General features: G+C 38.8%; 23 protein-coding genes and 1 pseudogene. 12 read left to right on the forward strand and 12 right to left on the reverse strand.

Annotated elements, in window-relative coordinates; genetic code table 11:
• On the forward strand, positions 1-309 hold a 309-nt coding region (locus tag IM322_RS14260; RefSeq protein ID WP_287713243.1), incomplete at its 5' end, for a Uma2 family endonuclease.
• Positions 310-335: 26 nt separating this feature from the next.
• Positions 336-896 (forward strand): Uma2 family endonuclease, encoded by a 561-nt coding sequence (locus IM322_RS14265; RefSeq protein WP_287672157.1) that lies wholly within the window; start codon positions 336-338, stop codon positions 894-896.
• Positions 897-947: 51 nt separating this feature from the next.
• Here the strand turns inward: IM322_RS14265 and IM322_RS14270 are convergent, their stop codons facing one another.
• The 8 genes and pseudogenes from IM322_RS14270 to prfC form a co-directional block, all read right to left on the reverse strand.
• Positions 948-1,181, reverse strand: a complete 234-nt coding sequence (locus tag IM322_RS14270; RefSeq protein ID WP_193959311.1) for a hypothetical protein — start codon at positions 1,179-1,181, stop codon at positions 948-950.
• Positions 1,182-1,259: 78 nt separating this feature from the next.
• Positions 1,260-1,901, reverse strand: a complete 642-nt coding sequence (locus IM322_RS14275) for an OmpA family protein (protein WP_286827137.1) — start codon at positions 1,899-1,901, stop codon at positions 1,260-1,262.
• Between the two features lie 6 nt (positions 1,902-1,907).
• Positions 1,908-4,067 (reverse strand): annotated as a pseudogene (locus IM322_RS14280) (methyl-accepting chemotaxis protein).
• 97 nt (positions 4,068-4,164) lie between these two features.
• Positions 4,165-7,314: a tubulin-like doman-containing protein gene (locus tag IM322_RS14285; protein ID WP_287672161.1), complete on the reverse strand. Its 3,150-nt coding sequence runs from the start codon at positions 7,312-7,314 to the stop codon at positions 4,165-4,167.
• Between the two features lie 17 nt (positions 7,315-7,331).
• Positions 7,332-8,456, reverse strand: a complete 1,125-nt coding sequence (locus IM322_RS14290) for a vWA domain-containing protein (protein ID WP_287672162.1) — start codon at positions 8,454-8,456, stop codon at positions 7,332-7,334.
• A 265-nt stretch (positions 8,457-8,721) separates the two neighbouring features.
• Complete coding sequence (locus IM322_RS14295; protein WP_287672164.1) at positions 8,722-9,753, reverse strand: GntR family transcriptional regulator; 1,032 nt, start codon at positions 9,751-9,753, stop codon at positions 8,722-8,724.
• Between the two features lie 196 nt (positions 9,754-9,949).
• Entirely contained in the window at positions 9,950-10,660 is a 711-nt protein-coding gene (locus IM322_RS14300) for a lysophospholipid acyltransferase family protein (RefSeq protein WP_287078023.1), read from the reverse strand.
• A gap of 113 nt (positions 10,661-10,773) precedes the next feature.
• Positions 10,774-12,408, reverse strand: a complete 1,635-nt coding sequence (prfC, locus tag IM322_RS14305) for a peptide chain release factor 3 (RefSeq protein WP_287672167.1) — start codon at positions 12,406-12,408, stop codon at positions 10,774-10,776.
• 138 nt (positions 12,409-12,546) lie between these two features.
• Between prfC and IM322_RS14310 the strand changes: the two genes are divergently transcribed.
• The 4 genes from IM322_RS14310 to IM322_RS14325 all read left to right on the forward strand — a co-directional run bounded on the left by IM322_RS14310 (position 12,547) and on the right by IM322_RS14325 (position 14,220).
• Positions 12,547-12,786: a type II toxin-antitoxin system HicB family antitoxin gene (locus IM322_RS14310; protein WP_286827131.1), complete on the forward strand. Its 240-nt coding sequence runs from the start codon at positions 12,547-12,549 to the stop codon at positions 12,784-12,786.
• Complete coding sequence (locus IM322_RS14315) at positions 12,783-13,013, forward strand: type II toxin-antitoxin system HicA family toxin (protein WP_287672169.1); 231 nt, start codon at positions 12,783-12,785, stop codon at positions 13,011-13,013. The genes IM322_RS14310 and IM322_RS14315 overlap by 4 nt, the downstream gene beginning before the upstream one ends.
• A gap of 144 nt (positions 13,014-13,157) precedes the next feature.
• Positions 13,158-13,385, forward strand: coding sequence for a helix-turn-helix domain-containing protein (locus tag IM322_RS14320; RefSeq protein WP_287672172.1), 228 nt, complete (start codon positions 13,158-13,160; stop codon positions 13,383-13,385).
• 22 nt (positions 13,386-13,407) lie between these two features.
• The gene (locus IM322_RS14325) at positions 13,408-14,220 is read left to right on the forward strand and encodes a TdeIII family type II restriction endonuclease (protein ID WP_287699151.1); all 813 of its coding nucleotides are present in this window, start codon (positions 13,408-13,410) and stop codon (positions 14,218-14,220) included.
• Here IM322_RS14325 and IM322_RS14330 read toward each other — a convergent pair.
• Positions 14,217-15,584, reverse strand: coding sequence for a DNA cytosine methyltransferase (locus IM322_RS14330; RefSeq protein WP_287672176.1), 1,368 nt, complete (start codon positions 15,582-15,584; stop codon positions 14,217-14,219). The two genes, IM322_RS14325 and IM322_RS14330, sit on opposite strands and share 4 nt — an antisense overlap.
• Before the next feature lie 666 nt (positions 15,585-16,250).
• On the opposite strand from IM322_RS14330, the gene sppA reads away from it, so the two are divergent.
• Entirely contained in the window at positions 16,251-18,065 is a 1,815-nt protein-coding gene (sppA, locus tag IM322_RS14335) for a signal peptide peptidase SppA (protein ID WP_287672177.1), read from the forward strand.
• 53 nt (positions 18,066-18,118) lie between these two features.
• Positions 18,119-20,278, forward strand: a complete 2,160-nt coding sequence (locus IM322_RS14340) for a ComEC/Rec2 family competence protein (RefSeq protein ID WP_287672178.1) — start codon at positions 18,119-18,121, stop codon at positions 20,276-20,278.
• Here the strand turns inward: IM322_RS14340 and IM322_RS14345 are convergent.
• Positions 20,268-20,798, reverse strand: a complete 531-nt coding sequence (locus IM322_RS14345) for a universal stress protein (protein WP_287078017.1) — start codon at positions 20,796-20,798, stop codon at positions 20,268-20,270. The genes IM322_RS14340 and IM322_RS14345 overlap by 11 nt on opposite strands.
• 382 nt (positions 20,799-21,180) lie before the next feature.
• Here IM322_RS14345 and IM322_RS14350 point away from each other — a divergent pair, with 382 nt between their 5' ends.
• From IM322_RS14350 to IM322_RS14360, 3 genes are all read left to right on the forward strand, one after another.
• Positions 21,181-21,924 carry a phosphopantetheine-binding protein gene (locus tag IM322_RS14350; protein WP_287672179.1) on the forward strand — a complete coding sequence of 248 codons (744 nt, stop codon included), beginning with the start codon at positions 21,181-21,183 and terminating at the stop codon, positions 21,922-21,924.
• Positions 21,925-22,009: 85 nt separating this feature from the next.
• Positions 22,010-22,396, forward strand: a complete 387-nt coding sequence (locus IM322_RS14355; RefSeq protein ID WP_286827121.1) for a hypothetical protein — start codon at positions 22,010-22,012, stop codon at positions 22,394-22,396.
• 2 nt (positions 22,397-22,398) lie between these two features.
• Positions 22,399-23,343: an NAD(P)-dependent alcohol dehydrogenase gene (locus tag IM322_RS14360; protein WP_287672180.1), complete on the forward strand. Its 945-nt coding sequence runs from the start codon at positions 22,399-22,401 to the stop codon at positions 23,341-23,343.
• Between the two features lie 10 nt (positions 23,344-23,353).
• Here IM322_RS14360 and IM322_RS14365 read toward each other — a convergent pair whose 3' ends face one another.
• Entirely contained in the window at positions 23,354-24,589 is a 1,236-nt protein-coding gene (locus IM322_RS14365; RefSeq protein ID WP_287672181.1) for a bifunctional sterol desaturase/short chain dehydrogenase, read from the reverse strand.
• Positions 24,590-24,660: 71 nt separating this feature from the next.
• Positions 24,661-25,890, reverse strand: coding sequence for an RNA-guided endonuclease InsQ/TnpB family protein (locus IM322_RS14370; protein WP_287672183.1), 1,230 nt, complete (start codon positions 25,888-25,890; stop codon positions 24,661-24,663).
• Between the two features lie 64 nt (positions 25,891-25,954).
• Here IM322_RS14370 and tnpA point away from each other — a divergent pair, with 64 nt between their 5' ends.
• Complete coding sequence (gene tnpA / locus IM322_RS23385) at positions 25,955-26,374, forward strand: IS200/IS605 family transposase (RefSeq protein ID WP_353737516.1); 420 nt, start codon at positions 25,955-25,957, stop codon at positions 26,372-26,374.
• Positions 26,375-26,732: the final 358 nt, after the last annotated feature.

Genomic DNA, 26,732 nt, shown 5'->3' on the forward strand with positions numbered 1-26,732 from the left:
GAAACTGCTACCTACAAAAGTTTTCCTAAATTGATTATTGAAGTTCTCTCCGATTCTACAGAAGCTTTTGACAGGGGTGATAAATTTAATGATTATCAAACTCTAGAAAGTTTGCAGGAATATGTCTTAGTGAATAGTAAACACCAACGAGTGGAAACTTTTCGACGAGGTGAACAGGGTTTATGGATTCTGCAAACCTATCAGCAAGAAAGTTTTAGTTTGCAGAGTATTAATCTGACGGCATCTTTTCAGGATTTGTACGAGGATGTCACCCTAGAAACGGTTAATGATACTCCCGAAAGTCCTTAAGAAAATCTCCTTCAACGATTAAACCCATGATGGCTTTATCTAACTATAATAATCTCACCCCAGAAGAATATCTTCATTTTGAAGAAAAAAGTCCCATTAAACACGAGTATATCGATGGACAAATTTACGCCATGGCAGGAACGACGGATACTCATAATATTATAGGACTCAATTTCACTTTTATCATTCGTAATCATTTGCGGGGTTCCAATTGTCGGGTTTATTTTGCCGATGTGAAAGTCAGATTAGAGAAACGCAATCACTTTTATTATCCCGATATTCTTGTCACCTGCGATGACAGAGATAGAGAAACTGCTACCTACAAAAGTTTTCCTAAATTGATTATCGAAGTTCTCTCCGATTCTACAGAAGCTTTTGACAGGGGTGATAAATTTAATGATTATCAAACTCTAGAAATTTTAGAGGAATATGTCTTAGTGAATAGTAAACACCAACGAGTGGAAACTTTTCGACGGGGTGAACAGGGTTTATGGATTTTGCAAACCTATCAGCAAGAAAGTTTTAGTTTACAGAGTATTAATCTGACGGCATCTTTTCGGGATTTATACGAGGATGTCACCCTATAGGGAATGAAAAATCATTAAGGTACAACCTCAAAAGGTTGATTTCCATACCGTTTAGTCTTTATCATCTAAAATATTTGTAAAAACTTCTTCTACTCGCTCAGATAAATCCGATGGCTGAAAATAAACTCGTCCAACTCTTCCTTTTAATTTTTGGTCTAGGGTTTCTGGAGTGGAGGAATTGGAAGATTGATTAGATAGAATGGTCAATCTCACTCGCTGACCAGCTAATTTAGCACTATGCTGTAAAATTTCTTCCCAAGTCCCCTCTAAAGTGTTTTGTTCCATAGATATTGATTTGAATTTCGTTCTTTCCTCAGTGTAACAAGCAAAAGATAAAAAAACAAATTTCTAGATTTTTTTGTCTTATTGTTTTTTACCGGGGGGAATAAAACGGATTTCAATTCTGCGTCTGCTTGCATCTGCGTCACGATTAACCGCGGCTAATTTACCCGATGGGAGGTATAACTGTCCTGCGGAAAAAGCTCGAAATTTGACGTTTTTGAGTTTACCAGTGTTTTCGATTTCTTGCACTACTGCTAAAGCGCGCATTAATCCTAAATCAGTGTTAGAACCGGGTACTAGCATTTTAACAGATTGTTTTCTGCTGGCAACCGATTCGATATTTTTATCGAGATTACTTGTCTGTTGTATTCCTTGTCCGTCGGTGTGTCCAATTACTTGAATAAAGTCGATTTCTCTGTCTTTGGTAATGGTTTCGATAGCGGGAATAATGCGCTGACGAATATAGGTTTTTAAAGCAGGACTTAATTCCGCACTTCCCGACTGAAATTTAAATTTTCCTGATTTTTCATCGATAACTATGGGGGTTGCTGTTTGCAGTTTTCGGTTAGCTTCCTCCAGTTTGCTGATGAGATTATAAGACTGAAAAAGTGCCAAGAGGAGAAATAAACTCAGAATCATGAAAGCATTGGACATTAAATCGGTGAATGCGGGATAAACATCCACCGATTTATCTTCATCTCGGTAGTAGGTACGTCTAGACATAATTGCTTAGAATTTGTTGGTGAAGTTATCAAATATGGTGTTAATGTCATCCTTAATATCTTTTTGACTAGGATTAGGGATTGTCTCACAAAGTTTTTATCTCTTATCATTTAAGTTAGAAAAGTCAGAACGCATATCGTTAATAATTTTCTCCAGTTGTGCCAAACATTTTTGAATTTCTCCATAGATGTGTTCAATCATTTTCTGATTCGATGTATTTTCCTTAGTGATAACTTTCTCTAACTTATCTAGCAAAGAGTCTAAGTTAGCAGTTAATTTACTGGTGCTGGTGTTCACTGCGTTAATTAGTTGAGAAAAATCTGATTTAAGGCTGCCAAATTGATTGGCTGTTTTCTCAATAGATTGGGAAACTGCTTTTAATTGTTCTGAGTTCTTGGTTAATTTATCATCAACTACTGTCGCTAAGTTATTGCTTAAAAGTTTTAACTCAGACTGTAAGCTTTCCTTGACTTGAGTAACTTGCTCTGTCACTGTATCAATTAACTGAGACAAGTTAGCATTAGTCACATCGAGATTATTACTAGAGCGCTCAATCCCATGGGAAGCAGTGAGGATTTTATCAGAGGTTTGGGAGAGTTTTTCATCGAGACTATTGATAAGTTGGTTTCCTAATTGTTTCGACTCGGAGTTAAAACTGTCTTGATAGGTTTTCACAGTTTCGATTAATTTTACTAATTCTCCCTGAATGTTAGATAACTTTTCTTGTTCGGTGACTGAGCGTTGCTGATTTTGTTCTAGGATTGTCTCAGATTTTTGATTCAAGTCAGTAATTTTTATTCCTAACTCAACCATAGTTGTCATTGAACGCTGGAAGTCTTGAGTTAAAGAAGCTAGAGATTGAGTTGATTGGTTTAAATCTGTAGTAGAATTGGCAAACTGTTGATGAGCAGTCATTAAATCTGCGGTTGCTTGCACTAACTTATCAGCAAATTGACTACTTTCGATTTTGTCGGAAGCTTCCAGAAAACCTAGCGCACTATTTTGTAATTTTTGAGAAGATTCTTGGATATTTAAATACACTTGTTCTGCTAAATCGTTAGCTCTTTTATTACTGCTGATAATCTCCCCGATATTCTGCTCTAGTAGTGCAGTGGATTGAGAAAATCTCGCTTGAGTTTCTGCTAAACTAGCGGTAAACCTTTCGATATTACCAGAGAAGTTACTTTTTTCAATTAACTCTGATGCTTGTTTAAAAAGCAGCACACTATTTTTTAGTTCCTGAGAGGATTGTGTAAACTCTCGGTTTGCTTGCGTGATAATTGGTACTTGCTCGTTAAGTTCAAAAGCTGAACGCTGAAAAGTCGATGCACCGGTAGATAAAGTTCCTGCGGTTTCAGTTAATCTTTCACAAACCTGGGTGACTAATTTAGCAGTTTCCTGATTACGTTCAGCAATTTCTTTAGCAACTTCTCTTAAAGAAGATTCTAATACTCTCGTCACCTCATTATGAAAGTTAGTCAGAAATGCTTGCTGTTTCTCCACCATGCTATCAACCGCTTTATTCAAGCGACTATTCCCTTCTACAGTCGGCTGCAAGATGTTATCTAAATAGTCTTCTAGGGAACTAATTAGATTTACTTTAGCAAGGTTGGTATTAAAGATTAAGTTAATCACAGTCAGTAAAGAACTACAAGCTAAACCAATTAAGCTAGTGATAAAAGCAATCCCCATACTTTCTAGGGGAGTTTTGAGCTTTTCTCCTAAACTTTGCACATCGAGATTATTGATATCGATAAGTGTGCTGATTCCCGTCAGATTGAGAGTAATTCCCAGGAAAGTTCCCAACAAACCAAAAGCGAGGAGGAGATTGGGTAACACTCTTACAAAATAATCCCATTTCTCGCAACTGAGAGATTTAGACATGAAAGTAAATTTTTCTTCATGGTATAAACCATCCACCAAAGCTGCGGTATTAACATCATCTAGTTGACTACTGGCTATCTTAAATCTATTCTCTAGATTAGAAATAATTTTAGGTTGAACTCCGCGACTTTCTCCCCGAATTAAGCGCTTGACTTTTGCGGTTGAATCTTGGAGATGTTTATAGAGAGCAATCCGGATTCCCAGAGTTAAGACGGTGGGAAAAATAACCAAGACTAGAGTTAAAACAATCAGATAGGGAGGAAAAAGGTTAAGTAATGCCATGATAGTTATTGGATACCTCGAATTGTGGTTGATAGAGAGAGTTGGGGGTGAATGTTTCCTCAGATAGCTGGGGAAACATTATTAAGATTGATAAATTTTACCATTCATCAGCAGTGCTAACTTCTGCGGGTAAACTGGGTTGACTACTGTTATTGTTTGTTCCCAATAAAGTTTGTTGCTTTTGCTGTTGTTTTTCGAGTTTTTTCTGTTCAGCAGCACGTTTTTCTAGTTCCATTTTTAGTTGATTAACAAAACGGGTGATAATTCCTTCTTTTGCCTCCTGTCGAGTATTTCCATCTTGTCCAGCTACCTTATCTTTGTAGCGATAATTAGGGTGATAGGAGGGTAAATTTTTGACATTGTTGACAAAATAGCTGACGTTCTGGAAATAATCACCCTCGTTAGTAAATAATCGAGTAGGATTAGCTAAAATCTCATTTTTTGCCTGATTAAGCAGTATCTGTAAAGCAGTTTCCATGTCTTTACGAGAAGCAAATTGTTCTAAAGCAAGTCGCCAATTCCCACTAATGTCAATGATGGACTTATTGTTAAATAAATCGCCTTCGATGACTAATTGATAAGTATCATCTTCCTGATAATATTCTAGTAAACCTAGAGCAATTGCGGGATAGAAAATAAACTCTAATTCCTCAATTAATTTGGCAGGTGGTGGGATAATATCAGCAAATTCTATCCTGTAATCATTGTGTAAAATGCTGATTCTCTTTTGGTCTTGATAAATTTTTTGCAACCCAGATAAATCAGTAATGATTCTTAGGGGAAACCCACCAAATTCGTAGGTAATTAGGATTTCTTCGTCCGTTTGAATTGATTCAAAAGAAGTCCCCAGATTAATATTTAAATCAGATTCGAGAATCTTCTTGAATCTTTGCATGGTGGGTGAATTATCCTCATTAGTCCCAATTAGCAATGCTTTATCTTTATGCAAGCGATAGTAAGCATCATTAACATTTATCGGTAACATTAAATCAGCTTCCCGCAGAATTTGCCCCAAGCGTTCAGGAAAATCATGGGGTTTATATTGACCCATAAATCGCTTAATTACTGCATCAATTTTATTAGTGCTTACTGATTGAAACTGTTTCTCGATTGTTGCTGTTAGGGTCTCTTTGAGAGTTTCATTATCAATAACAAAAGATTGGCTAAATAAACTGAATAGGGAAGCATTATAGCCTAAATTATTGGTGACTTTTTGGCTAATGGAAATGTATTGAGTTCGGGAGTTACTGTCAGGGATACAGTTATCAATATTCTCTTCTGGGAAAATACCTTCACCGGTCATCTCATCGAGATTTAACTGCATTAACTCCTGTTCGTATTTATCATATTCTGCGATTAGCTGATGTAGGTTTTCTTTCAGTTGTTGTATCTGCAGCATTCGACTGGAAATATGCTTGAGAATCGCTTCAACAATCTTTCTAGATTCCCCATTGATGCTGAAATTAAAGTTCTGCTGAATTAATTTTTGTCCGCTTTGAACGTAGTCTCTTAACTCAGCTTTAATTTTCTCGCTATTGGCATTTTTATTAAACATCTTGAATACAGATTTTTTCCCGTTTATATCTTCAAGAGTTTGTTTGACATTTTGCCAAATGTTATCAGTTTTTTCTGAGGAATGAAACCCTTTATTATCTTGAGACAATTCCTCTAGATTTCCCTTGTCGGTATTAATCTTTGCTTGTAAAGCGACCAAAAAAGATAGGCTATTTTCCAAAGAAAATTCTAAGCTATCAGGATTAAGAAGAATCTCCAAAAATTGGTCAATATCTGACTTAAATTTTTCGATTAACTTGGGTTGAGTCTGTTGGGTCAAAGTTAACCAGATTCCGCGACTGCTATCTGTTTCTCCCCCTTGTACTTTGCGAAACTCTTTTTCTAGGGATTGCTTGACGGTTTGGGGTAAATTATCCAAATCTTGACTATTAGATATTTCTTCCTCTAGGGAATTTTTCCAAGAGGTTAAAGTCTTAGAAAAAGTTTTATTATTCTCTAGGGTTGCTTCTTCCAATCTGGCAGTAAAATAATTCTTATTACCTTGGGTACTCCAATTAGCTAGAAACTTACTTAATAACTCTTGTCCACTGGGACTTTGACCATATCCCTCTAACCAAAAATTAATTAATTTGAGAGTAAAACGATTGAGACCAATCTGCACAATTCGGTCGCGAGTAAAATAAATCCTCGCTAGTCCAAAGGACATATAACCTTGACACATATTAAAAGGATGATTATCTTTTTGAATCATCGGGTCTTTATAATTATCCCGATTGCTTTTGATGCGAGGAGATAACTCATCGGCAAAATCCAAGAAAATCTTGTAAGCAATGACGTTACATAATTTACCTTTGTTATCAATCCGGTAATCTCCCACAGTGCGATTAGAAACTAAGTAGGCAAAATCAAAAGGAGAACGTTTTTCATCGATGTTGACGAAATTTTGTTTATCATAACAGGCTTGAAAGGAATTACTTTCATTGGTATAATAGTCTAACTCTTTCAAAGCTGCATAGGTATTAGCTCTCATAATTGCGCCATCACCATAAAGTTTAGGACTAACTACCAAATAACCAAAGGATGTGTATTCGGTGGTTTGTTGTAAAATATGACGCAAAGTGTAGGCCACATCGAGGAAAATGCCGCTACCAGTTCCCCCACACAAAGAACCGACAATAAAGACATTTAAACCCTCTTGGACATTAAAGCTTTGACCGTTAACTTTACCGCTAAACATAAAGGATTCATGACCAGAAGTTCGTCTTTCCGCTGCTTCAATTGCCTCCTGAATTTTTTGATAGTTATGGAAGAAAGCTAAACGACCGACGGGACGAATACCTCCCGCACCATTTTCAATGGAAGTTATTTGTTTTTTTAGTCTTGGGTCTAACCAGCTTTCAATATGGGAAAAGGGACTTTCAAAAAGGGTTTTGTGTTCAAGTTCATAGGTGAGATTGTTAACATCCTGAGCATTCATATTAATGAATACTCTTTCAGCAGCTGATAAAAGAATTTCTTCTCCGTGATAGCTATTTCCTGTGGGTAGGCCAGAACCATTGAAAGCGTTTTTGTCTGTGTCAATATGAACAAAACTGACAATGGGTAGGTTAGATAACTTCCCGTATTTATCAATAATAAAGCGACGAATTCTCATCAACACATCTCGACCAGTACCACCTAATCCGATGATAATTGTCCGTTTGATAGCGCGGGTTTGACTGTTGTTAGCCATAGTTTAAATCTCCTGAGTTATTTTTTGCTAATCTGAATTTCTAGGTCGATATCTTGATTGTTATGCTGATAAGTTAAAGTCAGGTAATTTTTATCTATTTTCACCTCCTGAGTTAATTCATTACCTCGATAAAAAATATCTGCTTGTTTGGTAGGTTTCAGATATAACTGATTGCCGCGTCTTTCTAAATAGCAGCGAATTTCTTCCCCAGGACAAGGAATGGTATTCTTATGATATTCATCACCACCGATGTTAATTCTTTCGGATGTTTTTAAAATATATTTTTGGGTCTCATTGTCATCATCATTAGATGGGACTTTAATAGTCCAAGCAGTATGTAACCGCAACCAATGACGAATCCCAAAAATACTCGCTACTATTCCCCCAATTCCCATTAATATAATTGCCAATGCTGGCAACCATAACTGACTCAAGAGATAAGGATTAATCAAACAGGTTTCTTGTCCTCCCGGTGCGGGAGTACAAAACTCTTGTGCTGTGGGAGCAATATCGACAACTGATAGTTTATATTTATTGCCGTTAGTGGCAGTAATTTCTTGGGTTCTGAGATTAATTGGTAGGGAATTAAGCCAGTTTTGTCTTTGCAAACTTTCGGGAGAATTAGCAAGACGAAAAGGGCTATTTTTGGGGGTTTCTATCCACTGTTGTGAAGTAATCCCCGCAGCAGTAGAAAGGGGTGCATCGGTAATCCAAACTACCGACTGGGGTTTGATAGCTTGATTGGCAGTTAAACGACACTGATTTAAGCGTGCCAGTCGGGGATAAACGTGCCATTCTGCGCGTTGAATATCGGTATTTTTAGCACTTTGGCTAGATTGCCAAGGAATCGCTTTTAAAACCGCATCTATATCTTCCTTTCCGCGAATTAAAATCGGTTCTGCAATCGGTTGGACATTATCAGCAAAAGGAACTAAATAAACCGAATCGTTATTTTTTAAACTATCGCGAATAATTTGACCGAGGCGCGTGCGTCCTTCATCATTAAAGTTAACACTACCGGTAAGATCGATCGCTAGGATAACATCTCGTCCTTGCCAACGAGCCACCAAATCTAATCCCAGTTTTTGCCAATCGGTAAGCGATTCTCCGGGGGATACCGTTAAACAGTCAGCACTTTTCATCTAGCCTTGTCCAAGAGTGAAAAATTGAGCTTGTCCCTATTCTTCCGCCATTGTACTAAAAAATTAATACTTCTTAAAAGTTTTTTTCGCTTTTATTCTCGACTTGCCCTAGGTTATTGTCAATAGTAACCATAGAATAAAATAAATTTTAAAGTTAAGCTGCCCGCGCATTTAAATTGCTTGTTGAGATAAGGCTCTCTTGCAAGAGGCAACAGTAAAGGGATTGGGGGAGATTTAGCGGTTAAAATGTGTCCTAGCTTATCATCTAGCCACCTAATCCTAATTCTCGTCTTAGCAATTGAATTGATTTATCCCCAATATAATTATCACTACAGATAATTTCTGGCAGACGAATTAAATCCGATCGCACTTCATTAATCAGATTTTTAATTAAAGTATAACTCGCTTGATCACTGATAATTGTCTGGGAAGTTCGGGACAAAACTTTTAACTTATCCGTTTCATGAATTTGGGCAGACATAACTAATAAATCATCGCCCCGTAAACTATGAATTAAAATTTCGGCCACCTTAATAATACCGGTGCTAATGCTGACAATCCCCAAACGGCTATCGGTGGGTAATTTTTTGATTAATGCCAATTCCTTGCTGTAATCGTAGATATCGATGGGAATGACTCGTAGGTGAAAAGGAGCGGCAATTTCCTCCGCTACACTGATAAAATAGCGACTGGTGACAACAGTGGCAGATTTAGTATTGGCTAAAACTTGGGCTAAATCCTCCATTGCCACTAATTGGACGGGAATTTTGAGGGATTGCTCTAATTCTCTCAACATTAGTTTTCCTGCACCCAAATCGTGACGGGGAATGGTGACAAGAACTTGAGAACGACACTGCGATCGCCAATCGATTTCCGCCAGTAATAACTCGCGAATTTGCTCTAAAGTTAAACCTTGAGCGAGAAAACCAGCCAAACTCTGGCGAATTAGTCGGCCTATTTCTGGATTTTGTTCCAATAGGGGCGAACCCAATAAATTATCGTTTTCATGCCCGCGAGCCTTGACATAAATCCCCGAACCTGCTATGGATTCTACTAACCCATCATCTTCCAGTTGCTGATAAATTTTACTTATCGTATTACGGTGTAATCCCGTGATCATAGCTAGTTGACGGGTGCTAGGTAAACGATGGCCCGGTGGATACTGACGAGAGGCGATAGCGAAGCGAATTTGGTCAAATAATTGCTTAGAGGCGGGAATTTCACTGTCTGGCTGGATTTGGAACTGCATCGGATCACTTCGCTCACAAACTACTTTCGCTGATGCCCATTCTATCATTAGACCCCCTGCAACAATCGGACATCTTCACCGATCTGATGGGTTTCCGAGGCAGTATTCAGGAGCTAAAAGTAGAAAAAACCAAGATGTTACTTATTTCAACCAGAAAAGCTACTTTTTTGCTTAAAAATAGTTAAAACAATAATTTTAATCCGTCCCCGAAATCCTACTCATGGGGTAGATAGTCAACAGCTGATTAAGGTGATTGATCCTCGTGGAGAAGTTTTAAGCGATCGCTCAAGGTTTTGGTTAAGCGGACAGTTTCCCGTTTTAGCGAATTTTGTTGATAATCAAGCACATTAATCCCTTGACCGATGTTTACAGTCGCTTCGCTTCCCCATCCGGGGTAAGGCTGATTATAACTAATGCTTACTGGTAAAATCTTTATATCTGCATCGGATTTCATCGTCTTAACTTCCAACGCGATCCGCGCTACCCCCGGTTTAAGAGGATGAACCACTCGATCGCGACAGATACCCCCTTCCGGAAAAATCGCCACCATTTCCCCCGCAGCCAACAGTTCGACGCTATGGACCAGACTACCCATACCGGGGTGATCGGTATTGACAGGAAAACCCCCCAAACGTCGGATAAACCAACCTTGTACCCCTTTCATCTCGTTAGCGGAAACCATAAAGCGCAAATCGCGTCTACTAACTAAGCGTCCCACCGCGTAGGGTAAAATCAGCGCATCCCAACGGGAACGATGGGTAGGTGCAAGGATGACACCCCCCGTTAGGGGAATATTTTCCTGTCCTGTGACGGTTATTTTGCTGAAAAAAGCCGGTAAAACCAGATAATTTCCCAGAAAATAACAAAAGCGAATTAAACAGGGATTAATTCGGGAATTGACAGCAGGACTTTTTCTAATGGTGAGGGACTCGTCAACGATAGTGCTTTGAGACATCCGAAGTGTTAGGAAAGATCGAGACTTTCTTGCCACTTCTACTTTAGTCTAGTTGTCTGGGGGGTCGCCATCTTGTCCTGACCAGTTCGGCAATTGTCTTGGAGGATTAATGGTTAGGATTGCGGTTCTACTCCCGATCCTACCGGTGCGATCGAGTTTAATTGCAAAGAGGGATGATCTTCTTTGACTTGCTGTAAATTCCACTCATTTTTGAATAATAAGACAGGACGACCCCAGTAATCTTTGACAGTTAGAGTATTAAAGAGTTTACCGGCTTTTTCTAAAGCGGCCCAACCCCCGGCTACCCAACGGGCTAAACTATAGGCTAGGGGTTCGAGGGTAGTTTCGGCTCCGTACTCGCTTAAAAGACGGAATTGCACCACTTCAAACTGTAATTGACCGACAGCGGCTAAAATCGGGTCGCGTTTAAATTCATCGATCGAGGATAATATCTGTACGGCCCCTTCTTCCTGTAATTCCGAGACTCCTTTTTGAAACTGTTTGAACTTGGAAGGGTTAGGATTTCTGAGATAGGCGAATAATTCCGGAGAAAAACAGGGAATCCCTTCGTATTCGAGCTTTTTACCCATATAAATCGTATCACCGATCGCAAAGACCCCGGGGTTATTCAATCCGATCACATCTCCGGGATAAGCTTCTTCTATAACTGCCCGATCTTGGGCAAAAAGTTTCTGAGGACGGGATAAACGGATAGTTTTACCGGTTCTAGCGTGGTTTACTACCATATCCTTCTCGAATTTCCCCGTACATACCCGCACAAAGGCCACCCGGTCGCGATGTTTGGGATCCATGTTTGCTTGCAGTTTGAAGACAAAACCGGTGAAATCGGGATAGGTGGGATCAAGGACACCGAGGGAGGAATTGCGTCCTCTGGGGGGTAATCCATAGTCGAGGAAGGATTCTAGGAATAATTTCACCCCAAAATTGGTCATGGCGCTACCAAAAAAGATCGGGGTCATTTCTCCTGCGTGGACTGCTGGCAAATCCAATTGGGTGCCCAATTCCGAGAGCAGTTCTATATCCTCTTTTAACTGGTAATACAGGTCTTTTTCGAGATAATCCTCAATTTTGGGGTCGCCAAGCTCGATCACGGTTTCCTGCGCCTCCTGAGAGCCGTGGGAGCGACGTTCAAACAGGTGTATGGTCTGGGTAGCCCGATCGAAGACTCCCCGAAAGCGATCGCCAATTCCGATCGGCCAATTGACGGGATAGGTCTGTAATCCTAATTCTCGCTCGATTTCGTCCAATAAATCCAGAGGTTCGCGGCCGGGGCGATCCATTTTGTTAACAAAGGTAAAGATGGGTAACTGCCGCAGTTTGCACACTTCAAAGAGTTTTCTGGTTTGGGGTTCCAAACCTTTGGCCGCGTCGATTAACATCACCGCATTATCGGCAGCGGCTAGGGTACGATAGGTATCTTCGCTAAAATCTTGGTGGCCGGGAGTATCGAGGAGATTAATCTGAAAATCACGATAATCGAACTGTAAAACCGTGGAAGTAATCGAAATTCCCCGTTGTTTTTCCATTTCCATCCAGTCGGAGGTGGCTTTGCGTTGGTCGCGTCTTGCTTTGACTGCACCCGCTTGATGGATTGCACCCCCGTATAGTAACAGTTTTTCGGTCAGGGTGGTCTTTCCCGCATCAGGGTGGGAGATAATGGCAAAATTTCGCCGTTTTTCCAAGACAGATTCGCTGGTTTCTAGTTCTTTTTCAATTTCGGTCGTCATTCTAATTTCGATCGCTTTCCTATCTTTCTATTCTAGTTTAACTGGGGAGTTAATCCTCTCAAAAAATCGATCGCTCTGGGAAAAGTCATTAAAAAAAGTCTATGCTAGGATAATTTAAAATCCACAACTGATAGTGTTATGAGTGATAATACCAAACAAATTTATAACTACACCGTTATTCTAGAAAAAGAGTCAGACGGTGGTTATCACGCTTTTTGTCCTGCGCTTAAAGGTTGTCATTCTCAAGGAGACACTTTTGAAGAAACGATTGTCAATATTACAGAAGCTATGGAATTGTACCTCGAAAGTTTGATAGCTGATCATCAACCCATTCCCAAAGAAGATTTGATTTTTAAGCCTTTAAATATTTTAGTATGAGTCAGTATCCCGCAGTTAAAGTCAAGGAGTTTATTAAAGTTATTGAAAAATTGGGCTTTTATTTGGATCGTCAAAAAGGTAGCCATGCTATTTACAAAAATACTGGTGGATGTAGGGTTGTGATCCCTATTCATTCAGGAAAAGATATTAAGCAAGGTACTCTCATGGGTATGATTCAAGATATTGGTATTGATAAAGAAACCTTTTTCGAGTTGTTACGAAAATAAGAGTTAAAAGATAGTCGAAGCGATAACAGCAATTGTACTTTCAGAGGAACGAAGCAATGTTTTAGATAAAATGTGAATTATAATCTGCAAAATGTGAATTATAATCTGTAGAAATGTCTCATACACTTTCTTGATAATTGATCTGTGGCACAAAAAGAATCCTTAGATATCAAATATCGTTTTGGTAAAGCTATCAGAAAACGCAGAAGGGAACTTGACTTATCTCAAGAAATCTTAGCCGAAAAAGCGGAACTGCACCGAACTTATATTTCCAGTATCGAACTTGGTAAGTGTAATGTATCTTTAGAAAATATCGAAAAGTTAGCCAAGGCACTTGATATATCTATTACTGATCTTTTTGCTGATTTATAAATTTGATGAATTGCAATTCAGTATGGATAATAGCCAGTTAGTGATAGAAATTCAAAAGCTAATTAAAAACTCAATAGAAAACTATTTTAAAAAACCCAAGCCTAGGAATCATCATATTTTAGATTATTTATTTCCAGAGGAGAGACAGATTAGTTCTGTGATGACTGGACTAACGACAAGCATGGGAACTACTTTCTGGGAGAAATTAGCAAACTTTTTAGCCAAAGATAATGGATTTCGTATTTTATATAAGCAGGATAAAAAACTTTTACAACCTAGTCCATTTCCTCAAGAATTAAGAAGTGAACTCGATAATTTAAAAAGTCTCAGAAAATCGAAAGAACAAAAAATATCCATGACAGAGTGCATTGAAAGACTTAGAGTAGTAGCTAAGAAAATAAATAGGAATAACCTCAATTATATCGATCCTCCTTCTGGTCATGGAGTAGATATTTATTTAATCAAAGACAATATTGAGTATGTGTTTGATTTAAAAGCTACACATCCTAATAGGGGAGATGGTTCTAGATTTAGCGACCAGTTGTTAGATTGGTATTGTTATCGGCTGTCCCGTGAACCTTTAGCAAGTATTCACAGAAGAATTGTTATTCCTTTTAATCCTTTCTTACCTAAAACATGGTGGGAATCACAGGGAAATAAAATGTATCCTCTAGAGGAAAATCATGATATATGGGTTGAAAATGAATTTTGGGATTTTTGTTCTGGTAAAATCAATACTTGGTCATTAATTAAAGAAGCTTTTATCGATCTTCAAGAAGATAAAGCATTTATCAATAAGTATAAACAAAAGTTTCGTAATTATCTAGATAATTAATTTGGTAAAATTATTTCTAGTAAATTTCTTGCTACTGCCTCCACCACTGTTACAGGAACAGCGTTTCCGAATTGTTTTTTAGCGATAGCCGGCTGTAGATGATAGATAAAATTATCTGGGAATCCTTGTAATTTACGCGCATCTTGGGGAGTAATTTCTCGAAACTTTTTGGGTTTATAGATTTTCTTTAAAAACAATTGTTTGTATTCTTGGGGATGAGTAGCGGTAATTGAAATAGTAGCAATATAATCTTTAGCACCCGTAGCGGTTAGGGTAGGAATAATATCGGCCGTCGGTAAAATAATCCGATAAATGCCGTTAATTCCTGTCATATTTTTCGAGTTAATAAATTCATACTTACCCTCCTGCGTTTGCCAACAAATACCGAGAGAAACTAGCTGATTTAGTTCCTCGATTTTTAGATCGGGTATAATTTCCAAAAAAGTAGAAAAAGCCACGGTATGACCATCTTTTTCGCCATACTTTTTACTGCGTCTTAATTTCAGCAAAGCTAAACAGATACTTTTTTGTCGTTCCGTAGTTTTGATAATATCCCAAGAATGAATAGTTGTGTGACCATTTCTTAAATCAGAAAAAATAAAAAAGTCATTTAATTCATCTTCTTTTTGAAAACGAGTTCTCGATGGAGGAACAAAACCATTAAATAAAGTATCCGCAGATAACTTGACTTTCTCGACGGGTTGAATATTCTTGATGTTTTCTAAAATATCCAAAACCTTCGGATGGATACCCAAAGGTAAAGGAAATTTAAACCGATCATAGTTTTCTATATCTTTTCTAATTCCTACGATAAAAACTCTCTCGCGATTCTGGGGTAAACCAAAATCGTAGGCATTTAATAACTGCCAGTAAACTTGATAACCACCGCTGGTTAATTCATCGATAATTAATTCTAAATTCTCCTGATTGCGAGGACTAGCCAACCCACTGACATTCTCGAAAATAAAGCTTTTCGGTTGACTTTTCTGGACTAATTTAATCACATCAAACCAGAGTTTTCCCCGGGGGTCATCAAATCCTCGTAAACATCCCGCTACCGACCAAGGTTGACAGGGAACACCGCCGACAATAAGATCAAGATTATCGGGTAAATTGCTAATTTTACTCACATCTCCGAAAGCAATTTCATCGCTGTTGAGATAGCTAATAAAATTTTGTTGATAAACTTGGATTGCCTGTTGATCAATTTCTGAATAGCCTAAACAACGTCCTCCCAATTTCTCCAAAGCGATTCTAAACCCACCGATTCCCGCGAATAAATCGACAAAACGATACTGGGGATGGGTGATAACTAGATGTAGGGGTAATTGGGTTTGTGTGCTGACTTTAACTGTGGTTTTCAAGGGTAAATAATTCCTTTTCACCGTCTGGGAAGATGTGTGTCTGTATTAATTATTTTAGTATAACTTAAGAGTTTTTTTCTGGGTATTTTCAGCCGATAGAGGCACGACAATAATAGACCTCTTGTAACCCACATTCCGCACTTCAAATTGTAGTAAGCTGTACTGAATTTAAACTGCGTATTCAAAATTTTAGTACAAATGCTCAAACTTCCTCTCCCTGCTCCTTCTCCCTTGCAGTCTTAACGAGCAATTTAGATAGTCAACAGCTTATGGCTGGTAGCATATAAAATGAAAATAACTTAAGTATTTATACTTATGCTCTTGGGGTAGAAAAAGTGAGAAACTAAAAAAGTTCTCAAAAAATATTCAAGTCAAGAAAAATGTCAAAGATAGAAGTAAAAAATCTAGACTACTTTCGTTCTAGATCGAAAACAATTGACAAAAATCGCCAAATGTCTTTCCCTATAAGGGTTTCATCCCTCGAACCAGTTTTTGCGTCCAAGCCAGCTGAACAAGATTTCTTTGACCGAATTTGGTTCTCTCGCATCCGTGTCTTAACCTGTCGGTGATTCACCAAGATGTGTCAGGCAGTCAGATAAAAAACTTGTTTCTGGGCGGGGAATCCCTACAATAGGAAACAGGATAATTAGTAGTAGATGAAAACCGATGGGTCAGTTTTTTAAACAAACTTTCGCTAGTTGCTTGGGAACTTTATTGGGATTATTGGTATTTTCGTCCCTAGGTGTGGGGGGATTAGCATTTTTACTGCTTTCTTCCCTGATTTCTAGCGATAGCTCCTCAGTTAAGGAAAAATCAGTCTTAGTTTTTAACTTAGCCACCAATATCAGCGATGCTCCCCCTAGTTCTAGTTTAGCCGATAGTTTGACCAGTGAGAGTCGGACCACTTTAAATTTACGACAGGTGATAGCGGCGATCGAAAAGGCCGCCCTTGATGATAATATTGTCGGTCTGTTACTCTACGGTCGCGGCACTGTCGGTGAATATGGCTATGCTACCCTGACGGAAGTGCGGCAAGCTTTGGCAAAATTTCGCCAATCGGGTAAAAAAATTATCGCCTACGATATGGAATGGACGGAAAAGGAATATTATCTCGCTTCCGTTGCTGAAAAGGTGATTATTAATCCCGTGGGGAGAATGGAAATTAATGGTTTAAGTAGTCAACAAACCTTTTTTGCCGATGCACTAGAAAAATATGGTGTCGGGGTGCAAGTGGTAAAAGTGGGTTCTTTTAAAGGTGCGGTGGAACCCTATACGCGTCAGGATTTAAGTGTCCAGAATCGTCAGCAGCTGCAAACCCTACTCGATACAATTTGGTCTAATTATAGTGCCACAGTGGCCAAAAGTCGCAATTTAACCCCCCAACAAGTGCAAACTATTTCTGATACTCAAGGTATTCTGGAAGCAACCACAGCGAAAAAGGCGGGTTTTGTTGATGAAGTGGCCCATTTAGATCGAGTAATTGTTTTAGCAAAAGAGTTGACAGGAGAAGCAAAAAATAAAACTAATGAGGAGGAAAACTCTGGCTCTTTTTCGCAAATTTCTTTAGCTAATTATGCTAGTTCTCTCGCTGATGAGGGGGGAGATAGTAGCGATCAAATAGCGATAGTTTATGCAGAAGGGACAATTGTGGATGGTCAGGGAGATAGAGGCGAAATCGGTGGGGATAAATTGGCTAAGGAACTGCGAAAATTACAAGGGAAGGAGGAGGTAAAAGCGGTAGTTTTAAGGATTAATAGTCCGGGGGGAAGTGCCACCGCTTCTGAGGTGATTCTGCGAGAAATTAAGCGTTTAGATGCGAAAAAACCAGTAATTATTTCTATGGGTGATGTGGCTGCTTCTGGGGGTTATTGGATTGCGATGGGGGGTCAAAGAATTTTTGCCGATAATGATACGATTACTGGTTCGATCGGTGTGTTTGGATTATTGTTAAATATCCAGAAGATTGCTAATAATAATGGCATCGATTGGGATACGGTGAAAACTGGACAATTAGCCGATCTATCTACTATTACCAGACCGAAAAATCCCCAAGAATTAGAAATTTATCAAGCGGCAGTTAATCGGTTCTATGATTTATTTATCGAGACGGTGGCCAAGGGGCGAAAATTATCCCCAGACAAGGTTAGAACTGTGGCCCAAGGTCGCGTCTGGACGGGAAAAGATGCGGTTAAAATTGGTTTAGTTGATCAAATCGGTGGCCTAGAAGCGGCAGTACAATACGCGGCCAAAACAGCTAAATTAGGAGATGATTGGAGTCTTAAAGAATATCCTCGATCGCAAAGTTGGCAAGAAGAACTTTTTTCTAATTTATTGCAAACCTATCTTCCTCCTCTAACTAAAAATAATCACCCTTTGACGCAGGAATGGCAAAATTTTCAGCAGGAATTATTGAAGTTACCTACATTTAATGATCCCCATAGTGTTTATGCTAAGTTACTTTTTAATCTCGATTTTCGCTGATATTAGGTAAAAATAATGCCCGCTAATTCTGAAATTGTTTGACAAAAATTTCTATGAATCGCCCTAATAGCGTTATTCTCGGTTTAGCCTATATTTTGGGATTGTTATCTACAGGTCTGGTAGATTTTAGTCCGCAGTTAAACCGATGGCAAGAAGTGGTAATTAGAATTGTTATTCTTAGTCTAATTACCCTATTAACCACGATTTTTATCCGTCGTTTTTGGTGGCAAAGTCCCCCTAGAAAAATTTGGCTGATGGGGGGATTAATAGCTATATTTGCCGTTGTTTATCTAGAAATTCGTACTCCTTACCCCAGCGCAAACGATATCAGTAATCTTTTAAAAAATAATGTGGTTAACTCTATTAAAATCACGGGGAATATTATATCAGAAATTCGTCTCAATCGTCGAGAAAATTTACAATTTTGGTTAGAAGTAAAAGAATTTACCCTCAAGAATTTACCGACAGAAAAATCCGCGGGTAAACTCTACGTTACTCTACCAAATCTAGCAGAAAATCAGGTTTATCCCGGACAAGAAATAACAATTAAAGGATTACTTTATCGTCCCCGTCGTGCCAATAATCCCAGTGCTTTTGACTTTGCTAGTTATCTAGCGCGTCAGGGTGCTTTTGCTGGTTTAAAAGGGGAAATAATTATCGATAAAAAATCACCGACTTGGGGAGTTTGGCAGATTCGTCAGCGCATTGTTGAGGCACAAATTCAGGGAATAGGCCAGGAAAAAGGGACTTTATTAAGTTCGATTACCCTCGGACGACAAGCGGTTAATTTGCCAGCAAAAATCACTGATTTATTTATTAAAACTGGATTAGCTCACATTTTAGCAGCTTCTGGCTTTCATGTGGCTATTTTGTTGGGGTTTGTTTTAACTATTACTCGCAATTTATCCCCCAAACAACAGTTTATTATTGCCATTACTATCTTAATAGTTTACGGCACTTTAACCGGGTTACAACCTTCAGTCTTGAGGGCGATTTTGATGGGAATTGGGGCATTAATCGGTCTGCTTTATAATCGACAAGTTAATAGTTTAGGTTCCCTGTTACTAGCGGCTACAATTCTATTATTATGGCAACCTCTCTGGATTTGGGATTTAGGATTTCAGTTAAGTTTTTTAGCGACTTTGGGATTAATTATTACCGTTCCTTTACTGAAAAATAAAATTGACTATTTCCCTAATTTAATCGCTGAACCTATAGCTATTAGTCTAGCTGCTACTCTCTGGACTATGCCTTTATTAATGTTTACGTTTAACTCGATCGCTCTTTATAGTATCCCCATTAATATTATCACAACTCCTCTAGTTACCCTGATTAGTTTAGGAGGAGTTTTTACTGCCTTTTTAGGCTTAATTTATCCCCCTTTGGGCAGTATCAGCGCTAGTATTCTCTATTACCCTCTAGAGTTATTACTGCAAATTACCACCTTTTTTAGTCTGCTTCCTTTTAGTACCTACTCCACAGGTAAATTATCTTTAGGAGTGATGTTAATTATTTATATTTGCCTTACCTTAATCTGCTTTAATATCTGGTTTCGTCAACGGTGGCATTTAATCGGTTTATTTATCCTCACTTTAATTTTAATACCGATTATTTATCAGCATTTAACTTTAACTCAGGTGACAGTTTTAGCCACCAAATCGCAACCGGTAATAATTATTCAAAATCGAGGAAATACTCTCTTAATTAATGGGGAGGAACCCGCAACAGCACGTTATACAGTTTTGCCCTTTTTGCGACAGGAGGGAATTAATCAAATACAAGGAGCAATAACCGTCAATAATTCGGCGCAATTCTCAACTATCAGTGAGAGCATACCGATCAAAAAAACTCTTAATTTATCCCAGTCAGAAAAATTTAATCTTGGCGAAATTACTGGACAATTGCTCGAGAAAAATTTATTTAAATTTCAGGTAAAAAATCAATCTTGGCTATGGATTGTCAACCCGAAAATTCCCGTTAATTTATCCCAAGAATTTAGCCCCCTAGTGTTATTATGGCAGGGAAGCAATCTAGACAAACAATGGTTAGAGTCAATTCGACCTCAAACAGCGATCGCTGTCACCACCAATCTCTCCCGCAATGTCAGAAATCAACTGAGAAAAGCCGGTATTAAGACTTATTGGACTGGGAGAGATGGAGCGATTCAATGGACAGCAAAAAATGGATTTCAACCCTTTCTAATTAATGAGTGATGTGTACTACCAAAACTGAACAGGGAGCATGATGCACCACATAATTACTGACACTACCTAAGATTAACTCAGATAAACCCGATCGACCGTGACGACCAACAATAATTAAATCTATCCCCTCTTGCTGGGCAACTTGACAAATTTTCTGTCCCGGATCACCAATATAATAATCAGCCCGGACTGTGATATTATCTTCCTTAGCTCGATCGACTAAACCGTTTAACCAAGCTTGTAATTCCGCCTGCATTTCTTCGGTGATTTGTTGTTCTAAGGCGATCATATCGGGGGGATAACCGCCACCATAACCAATCAGATTACCATAAATAAAAGTTTCCGTGTAGGGAGTCAAAGGTTTAGACAGACTATAGACAATCCGCAACTCACTAGCGTAGGTTTTCGCTAAGAGGATAGCCGTATTCAATACCTCTGGAGTAACATCTTGATAATCCACAGCCACGAGAATTTTATTATAGAGTTTGTTGGTATCCCGATCGACTGAGATTGTTTCCGTATTATTCATAGAATTGCCTCCTCGATAGCAGATAAGCTCAGGGATAAAAACCATTGCCAGCAATACCCCGGGGAAATAGCAGAAAATTGCTGAAAGCTGTTGACTGATAGTTGACGCTCCCCTACCTCTAGTGTGACATTTTTCGGATGATGTAGCTAAATCCCCAAAAAAATTAACAATTTACCCCACTGTCACCCCTGTCCTAACTTATAGCAGTTATCTTAATGGTGAGGTATGAGGTTTTCGTTTTGGGGAGACTCCGAGACGATACCCTATAGGGTTATACTTCATCTTTATGAGAAACGCCGTATTTATAGTTTTAACCGATAAATTGCTTGATCGGTGTTGATACGCTAGATTTTTTAGAAAAGTATTGATCTTGAGATACAATATGATTGAGATTTTTTGCAGCAGCGGAGCTAATCAAATGAATGAAGATAGCAAAAATTATGAGATGCAAATTCTGGCAATGATGATCAATCAGTATTTAGATGATATGGTATCTCTGAGTGAAGAAAAATTAAATCAGCTAGAAGCAAATTGCGATCAGATTGTTTGGGATTTAGCCACAAGAATTTACAAGGAAAGTGGTCATAAAGTGGAATTTCATATAATACGAAACTTAATTAATTCTAGAATTGCAGTTATGAGGTATCAGTTATTTTTCAGTAAATCCAGTCTATTAGAATCAAAGAGAATCGATGAAGAGAAAGCTATGAAAATAGCAGAACAAAAAGCTAATGCTATTATTAATGATAAAAAAATTGATGATACCGAGAAAATAACATCACAAGAGAATGAACGACAATTGGCAATTTTTATCAAAGTTCAAGAGATAATTAGTGATCAATTAGAGGTGGAAAAGTCTCAGATACATATTGAGGATGAACTATTTTATTTACAATCTGCGGAAAGAGTCAGTAGTTATAGTTCTGATAGCTTTTATAGTTCTTATAGTTCTTTTGGCTGGAATAGTTGCTTATTATCAAATTGGGGAGGAGATGACCTTGATACAATTGAATTAATCGCAGCTTTAGAAGAAGAATTCGATCTTGAACTTTCAGACGAAAAATGCCAAGAATTTACAACAGTGAAAAAGCTAGTTGATTATCTTGCTGAAAATTTATGCAAGTAACAATCTTAATTTTTACCAAAATATCTCAAGTTATCAGCCAAATATAGCTATAATGCAATTAGAGCGAGTTCTAAACCAACAACTTATGATTAGTCGCTACATTGTCCCATGGCTCCCGATGATCGTAATAGGAATTAGTAACGGTATTCTCAGGGAAAGCACCTACGGAAAATATCTCGATGAACTACGCGCTCATCAAATTTCTACCCTGACAGGAATCCTCTTTTTTAGTCTTTATATTGGCACTCTTGTCTATTTTTGGGGTCTAGAATCGTCCAGCCAAGCAATTACTATCGGTTTAATTTGGTTACTATTAACAGTGGGTTTTGAATTTCTGTTCGGCCATTTTATTGCCGGTCACTCTTGGTCAAGATTAGGACAAGATTATAATCTTTTAGCGGGACGAGTTTGGATTTTTGTTCTCTTGGTCATTACTTTTGCTCCCTTACTATTTTATCAACTTTTTTCTTAATTATGAAAGCTATTATCATTAATCGCTATGGCGATAGTAATGTTCTCCAATACACAGAAATAGAAAAGCCAATTCCCCAAGCGAAAGAAGTCTTAATTAAGATTATGGCAGCGGGAATTAATCCGATTGATTGGAAGATTCGTCGGGGAATGCTCAAAATAGCCACAGGTAATAAATTTCCCCTGCAATTAGGTTTTGATTATGGGGGAATTATCGTTGAAAAAGGCATTCAGGTGGAACAATTCCAGATCGGAGATGAGGTTTTTGGTTTTCTCAATCAATTACCGGGTAGAACCTATGCTGAATATGCAATTATTCCCGCTTCCCTATTAGTTAAAAAACCGCATAATCAGAGTTTTATTCAAGCTGCCGCCACCCCTTTAGCCGCTTCTACCGCGTTGCAAGTCTTGCGGGATTTTGGCGGTATTCAAGCAGGAAATCGGATTTTAGTTAATGGTGCATCGGGAGGAGTGGGTAGCTTTGCCGTGCAGATAGGGAAAATTTTCTCCGCGCAAGTAGATGGAGTTTGTAGTAGTAAAAATATCGATTATGTCACCTCTTTAGGAGCAGATAAAGTTATCGATTATACCCAAGAAGATTGGAGAAAAACTGAGCAGAAATATGATCTAATCTTCGATGCTGTGGCTAAGTCTTCTTTTTGGCACTGTCGTCAGCTTTTAAAACCTCAAGGAACCTATATAACCACCCTACCAAATCCAGGGATTATCCTCTTAAATTATCTCACTGCTTGGTTGCCCCAAAAAGGGAAACTGATATTTTTTGCTCAGGCACAAGCGTCCGACTGGCAATTTCTCAAAGAAGCGATCGAATCAGGAAAATTAACTGTTAGAATCGATCGCACCTATACTTTTTCCCAGGTGGTAGAAGCTCATAATTATAGTGAATCGGAAAGAGTGCGCGGAAAAATAGTCTTGATCCCCGATTAAGGATAAATAGTTAGGTATTTTCCCTATTTTTTGGGGAACGAGTAAATAGTTTTAAGTAGGTAGAAACAGAGAATTCTTTAATTGGAAAGGTGATAAAAGTCAAGGGATTAATAGTAATAATAATATTGCGGCTATCCCTCTGTACCGCCTTGATAATCTGTTTAGCCACCCAATCAGCGGACATAATACCCACAGGATTTAAATTACTCTTAAAAGGGCCAAGAATTAGCTTTCTCACCACACAGGGGGCATCTAAACGACGCAGGGTAATCAGATCACCGATCGCTCGTTTACTGAGTTCGTAGAGGGGACTAAAGGCAGGATTAACCTCTGCTTCCGAAGTATTCACCCAGACTTCCTTGCGGGCAATTTCCTCGTTAGTGCGGACAGTTTTGAAGAATAATTCCATTAAACGCCAGACGGAAAAAGTATTCACTTCGTAGGCTAATTCGATCGCTTCTGGGGTTCTTTGGCCGTGGACATTAACGCCATGATTTAAAATCAGTATATCTACAGACTTAAATAGGTTCTCAAGTTGCGTTTCTTCACCGATTTGCCATTTTACGGTTTTTACAGGTACTGATTCGCCGTTAATTTCAATAGCGATCGCATTCTCCCCGGAAGTGAGCGCGATCACCTTGGCTCCCTTCAGTTGTAGGTACTTTAAAAGCGATCGCCCTAAGGTTCCATTCGCTCCGGTAATGGCGATCGTTTTGCCCTTGAGAGAAAGTGCCGTCCCCATCAATTTATCCATAAAGGTGAAAGTTCCACAATAATAAGCCTTTTGGTTATCAAAATGGTGTCGCCAGTGGTAGGTACGATTAACGCGCCATGGAGCGGGTAAACTCTCAAATTGCCCCGGACGATGGGTTAAATCGGTTAATTCGTCCAGATTTGCCATACCTAAACCCCGACCGATCGCCGTACTGAGAAAAGCCAAAGTATAAAGGGAGCCTAACCAACCCAACCAAGGGCGATCGAACCCCCAAGAGTAGGCCAGTAGTACGGGTAAAACACTGGCAGCCAACATAACCAAGGCCTCTGGTACATCATTGTACCAGTGCGCCTTGCGATAAATTTCCTCGCTCATGACCGACAGATCGGGACGAAAAACCCGATGATGCCAGACGTGCAGACGATAAAGGGGCTGCCAATGGTGGGCCAGAGCATGATAGGAATCACGCACGATCTCCACCCAAATAATTGAGCCACAAATCAGTCCGACACAGAGGAGCAGGTTTGACATAGGGGATAAATGTTAAATTTTTCTCAACGAATTTGACGCTCCCCGAAGCACTCATGCGAGGGATTCCCTGTTCATCCAGTTACCTTATCTACCAAGCTTTCACCTAATAGACAGTGGATAGTCTGTCCGAGGGCTTGAATTTCTGTCCGCCCGACAGTATTTGCGCGTGCGAGAATGTTTATAGCAGCGTTTTCATCTCTATCCAAGACACACCCACAAGAACAAACATGAGTTCTTACAGATAATGTTTTCTTGACAATATTACCACAACTAGAACACTCTTGGCTAGTATATTGTGGGTTCACCGCTACCACAAACTTCCCGTGTATTTTTCCCAAGTAGTCTAGCCAATCGGTGAACATCGACCAACTTGCATCTGAAATAGATTTAGCAAGCTGAGGATTTTTCACCATATCAGATACCTTCAAGTCTTCATAGACTACCAAATCGTTAGATTGGATTAACGCTTTTGCTGTCTTGACGGCAAAATCTTTACGTTGTCTAGAAACTTTTAAATGAAGGCGAGCTACTTTAGATTTCTGTTTTAACCTTTTTTGGCTTCCCTTTTTCTTTTTTGAGAGTTTACGCTGTGCTTTTTTCAAGCGTCTTTCTGCTTTACGAAGAAACCGAGGGTTATCAATTTTATCCCCATTAGAGTCGGTTAAGAAATGGTTTAAACCTAAATCAATGCCGACTTCTTTTCCTGTAGAGTCAAAGGGTTCTACTCGCTCAATGTCTAAGACAAATTGACAATAAAAGCCATCGGCTCGTTTAATAAGCCTGACTCTTTTGATAGTGGATTTATCGAGAATCTCACGGTTAAAAGTACCGATTAGCTTTAATTTCCCTATCCCTGTTTTATCCGTGATGTGGATAAACTTTTTGTCTTCTGTTAGTTTCCAACCAGAAGTTTTGTACTCGACAGACCTTGAAAACTTTTTGAATTTAGGATAGCCTTTTTTTGCCAAACCCTTCTTGCTCCGTCCGCTCGCCGAATTCGATTCGGCGCGGGCGGTGCGCTTTTTACAGTTATCATAAAAACGGGATATAGAAAACCAGGCTCTTTCGGCACTCGCTTGACGAGCCATAGAGTTGAGTTTACCAACAAAAGAGAACTCAGGATTATTAGATAATTCGGTAGTTAGCCTACACAAAGTAGCATAGTTCACCTGATCTTCTTTGGTAGAGTCCATCCAAAATCTTAGACACTTATTCCGAATAAACTGTCCCACTCTTATAGCCTCTTGAATGGCTATTTCTTGGTGTGAATTGGTTTTTAACTTAAACTCTATGACTCGCATCGATTCGACCTCTCAATGTGTTATATTATGATTATAGCAATCCACTGTCTAAAATGTCAAGAGCATGAAGACTAATTATTTTAAAACTCGTAGAGCTACCTTTAATCTCACCGTCCACATAGTTCTCGTGACAAAATATCGTAGAAAGGTGTTTCAGAAAGAGCATCTGGAGTTTTTGAGAATAGCTTTTCAAAACATAGCCGAGAAATGGGATGCGAAGGTAATAGAGATTAACGGAGAGTCAGACTATATCCATATCCTTCTGACTTACCCACCCCATAAGCTGTTAAGTGGATTAATAGCCAACTTAAAGTCAACTTCTTGCAAACTAATATGGGATAACTTTTCAGACCACTTGAAAGAGATATATGGTCAAGATAAGAGAATTTTGTGGACAGGGGCATATTTTGTGGCTAGTTGTGGGGGTGTTACAATAGACCAACTCAAAAAATATGTAGAGAATCAGGATTCCCCTGAATATTAGCTGTGCTTCGCTGTTTTATGCTGGTCGGTTTTTCATCTCCGAGGTGAAACCGAGGGTTCCTTCAAACCGACATTTTAGGTAAACAAGGCAATCTTAGCCGCAAAAGCGCATTTATAGGGAAAAAAATCCTAATAGACTGAAAAACTAGGGTTTCTTTCCCAAAAAAACTTAAGATTCCGTTAAAAATTTTAACAATTTTCGGTAAAATAAAGCAAGAATTGACATCCTCGCCGCCGTAAAACGGACGGCGATTCCTCACCACGCCACTTTTTTAGAATGGTCGCTGAATGGGGTTGACGCTTCACGGGATGCTGCTTCTTTAACAGAAGTCTTACGCTTTCCTCCACGTCCGTTTAAA

It is taken from the genome of Microcystis sp. M109S1, from assembly GCF_020247025.1.
Classification (GTDB): domain Bacteria; phylum Cyanobacteriota; class Cyanobacteriia; order Cyanobacteriales; family Microcystaceae; genus Microcystis.

Bases quoted from the DNA above. Each gene is read 5' to 3' on its own strand.
- IM322_RS14265 (WP_287672157.1), top strand. From the start codon at position 336: ATGATGGCTTTATCTAACTATAATAATCTCACCCCAGAAGAATATCTT.
- IM322_RS14270 (WP_193959311.1), bottom strand. From the start codon at position 1,181: ATGGAACAAAACACTTTAGAGGGGACTTGGGAAGAAATTTTACAGCAT.
- IM322_RS14275 (WP_286827137.1), bottom strand. From the start codon at position 1,901: ATGTCTAGACGTACCTACTACCGAGATGAAGATAAATCGGTGGATGTT.
- IM322_RS14285 (WP_287672161.1), bottom strand. From the start codon at position 7,314: ATGGCTAACAACAGTCAAACCCGCGCTATCAAACGGACAATTATCATC.
- IM322_RS14290 (WP_287672162.1), bottom strand. From the start codon at position 8,456: ATGAAAAGTGCTGACTGTTTAACGGTATCCCCCGGAGAATCGCTTACC.
- IM322_RS14295 (WP_287672164.1), bottom strand. From the start codon at position 9,753: ATGATAGAATGGGCATCAGCGAAAGTAGTTTGTGAGCGAAGTGATCCG.
- IM322_RS14300 (WP_287078023.1), bottom strand. From the start codon at position 10,660: ATGTCTCAAAGCACTATCGTTGACGAGTCCCTCACCATTAGAAAAAGT.
- prfC (WP_287672167.1), bottom strand. From the start codon at position 12,408: ATGACGACCGAAATTGAAAAAGAACTAGAAACCAGCGAATCTGTCTTG.
- IM322_RS14310 (WP_286827131.1), top strand. From the start codon at position 12,547: ATGAGTGATAATACCAAACAAATTTATAACTACACCGTTATTCTAGAA.
- IM322_RS14315 (WP_287672169.1), top strand. From the start codon at position 12,783: ATGAGTCAGTATCCCGCAGTTAAAGTCAAGGAGTTTATTAAAGTTATT.
- IM322_RS14325 (WP_287699151.1), top strand. From the start codon at position 13,408: ATGGATAATAGCCAGTTAGTGATAGAAATTCAAAAGCTAATTAAAAAC.
- sppA (WP_287672177.1), top strand. From the start codon at position 16,251: ATGGGTCAGTTTTTTAAACAAACTTTCGCTAGTTGCTTGGGAACTTTA.
- IM322_RS14340 (WP_287672178.1), top strand. From the start codon at position 18,119: ATGAATCGCCCTAATAGCGTTATTCTCGGTTTAGCCTATATTTTGGGA.
- IM322_RS14345 (WP_287078017.1), bottom strand. From the start codon at position 20,798: ATGAATAATACGGAAACAATCTCAGTCGATCGGGATACCAACAAACTC.
- IM322_RS14350 (WP_287672179.1), top strand. From the start codon at position 21,181: ATGATTGAGATTTTTTGCAGCAGCGGAGCTAATCAAATGAATGAAGAT.
- IM322_RS14355 (WP_286827121.1), top strand. From the start codon at position 22,010: ATGATTAGTCGCTACATTGTCCCATGGCTCCCGATGATCGTAATAGGA.
- IM322_RS14360 (WP_287672180.1), top strand. From the start codon at position 22,399: ATGAAAGCTATTATCATTAATCGCTATGGCGATAGTAATGTTCTCCAA.
- IM322_RS14365 (WP_287672181.1), bottom strand. From the start codon at position 24,589: ATGTCAAACCTGCTCCTCTGTGTCGGACTGATTTGTGGCTCAATTATT.
- IM322_RS14370 (WP_287672183.1), bottom strand. From the start codon at position 25,890: ATGCGAGTCATAGAGTTTAAGTTAAAAACCAATTCACACCAAGAAATA.
- tnpA (WP_353737516.1), top strand. From the start codon at position 25,955: ATGAAGACTAATTATTTTAAAACTCGTAGAGCTACCTTTAATCTCACC.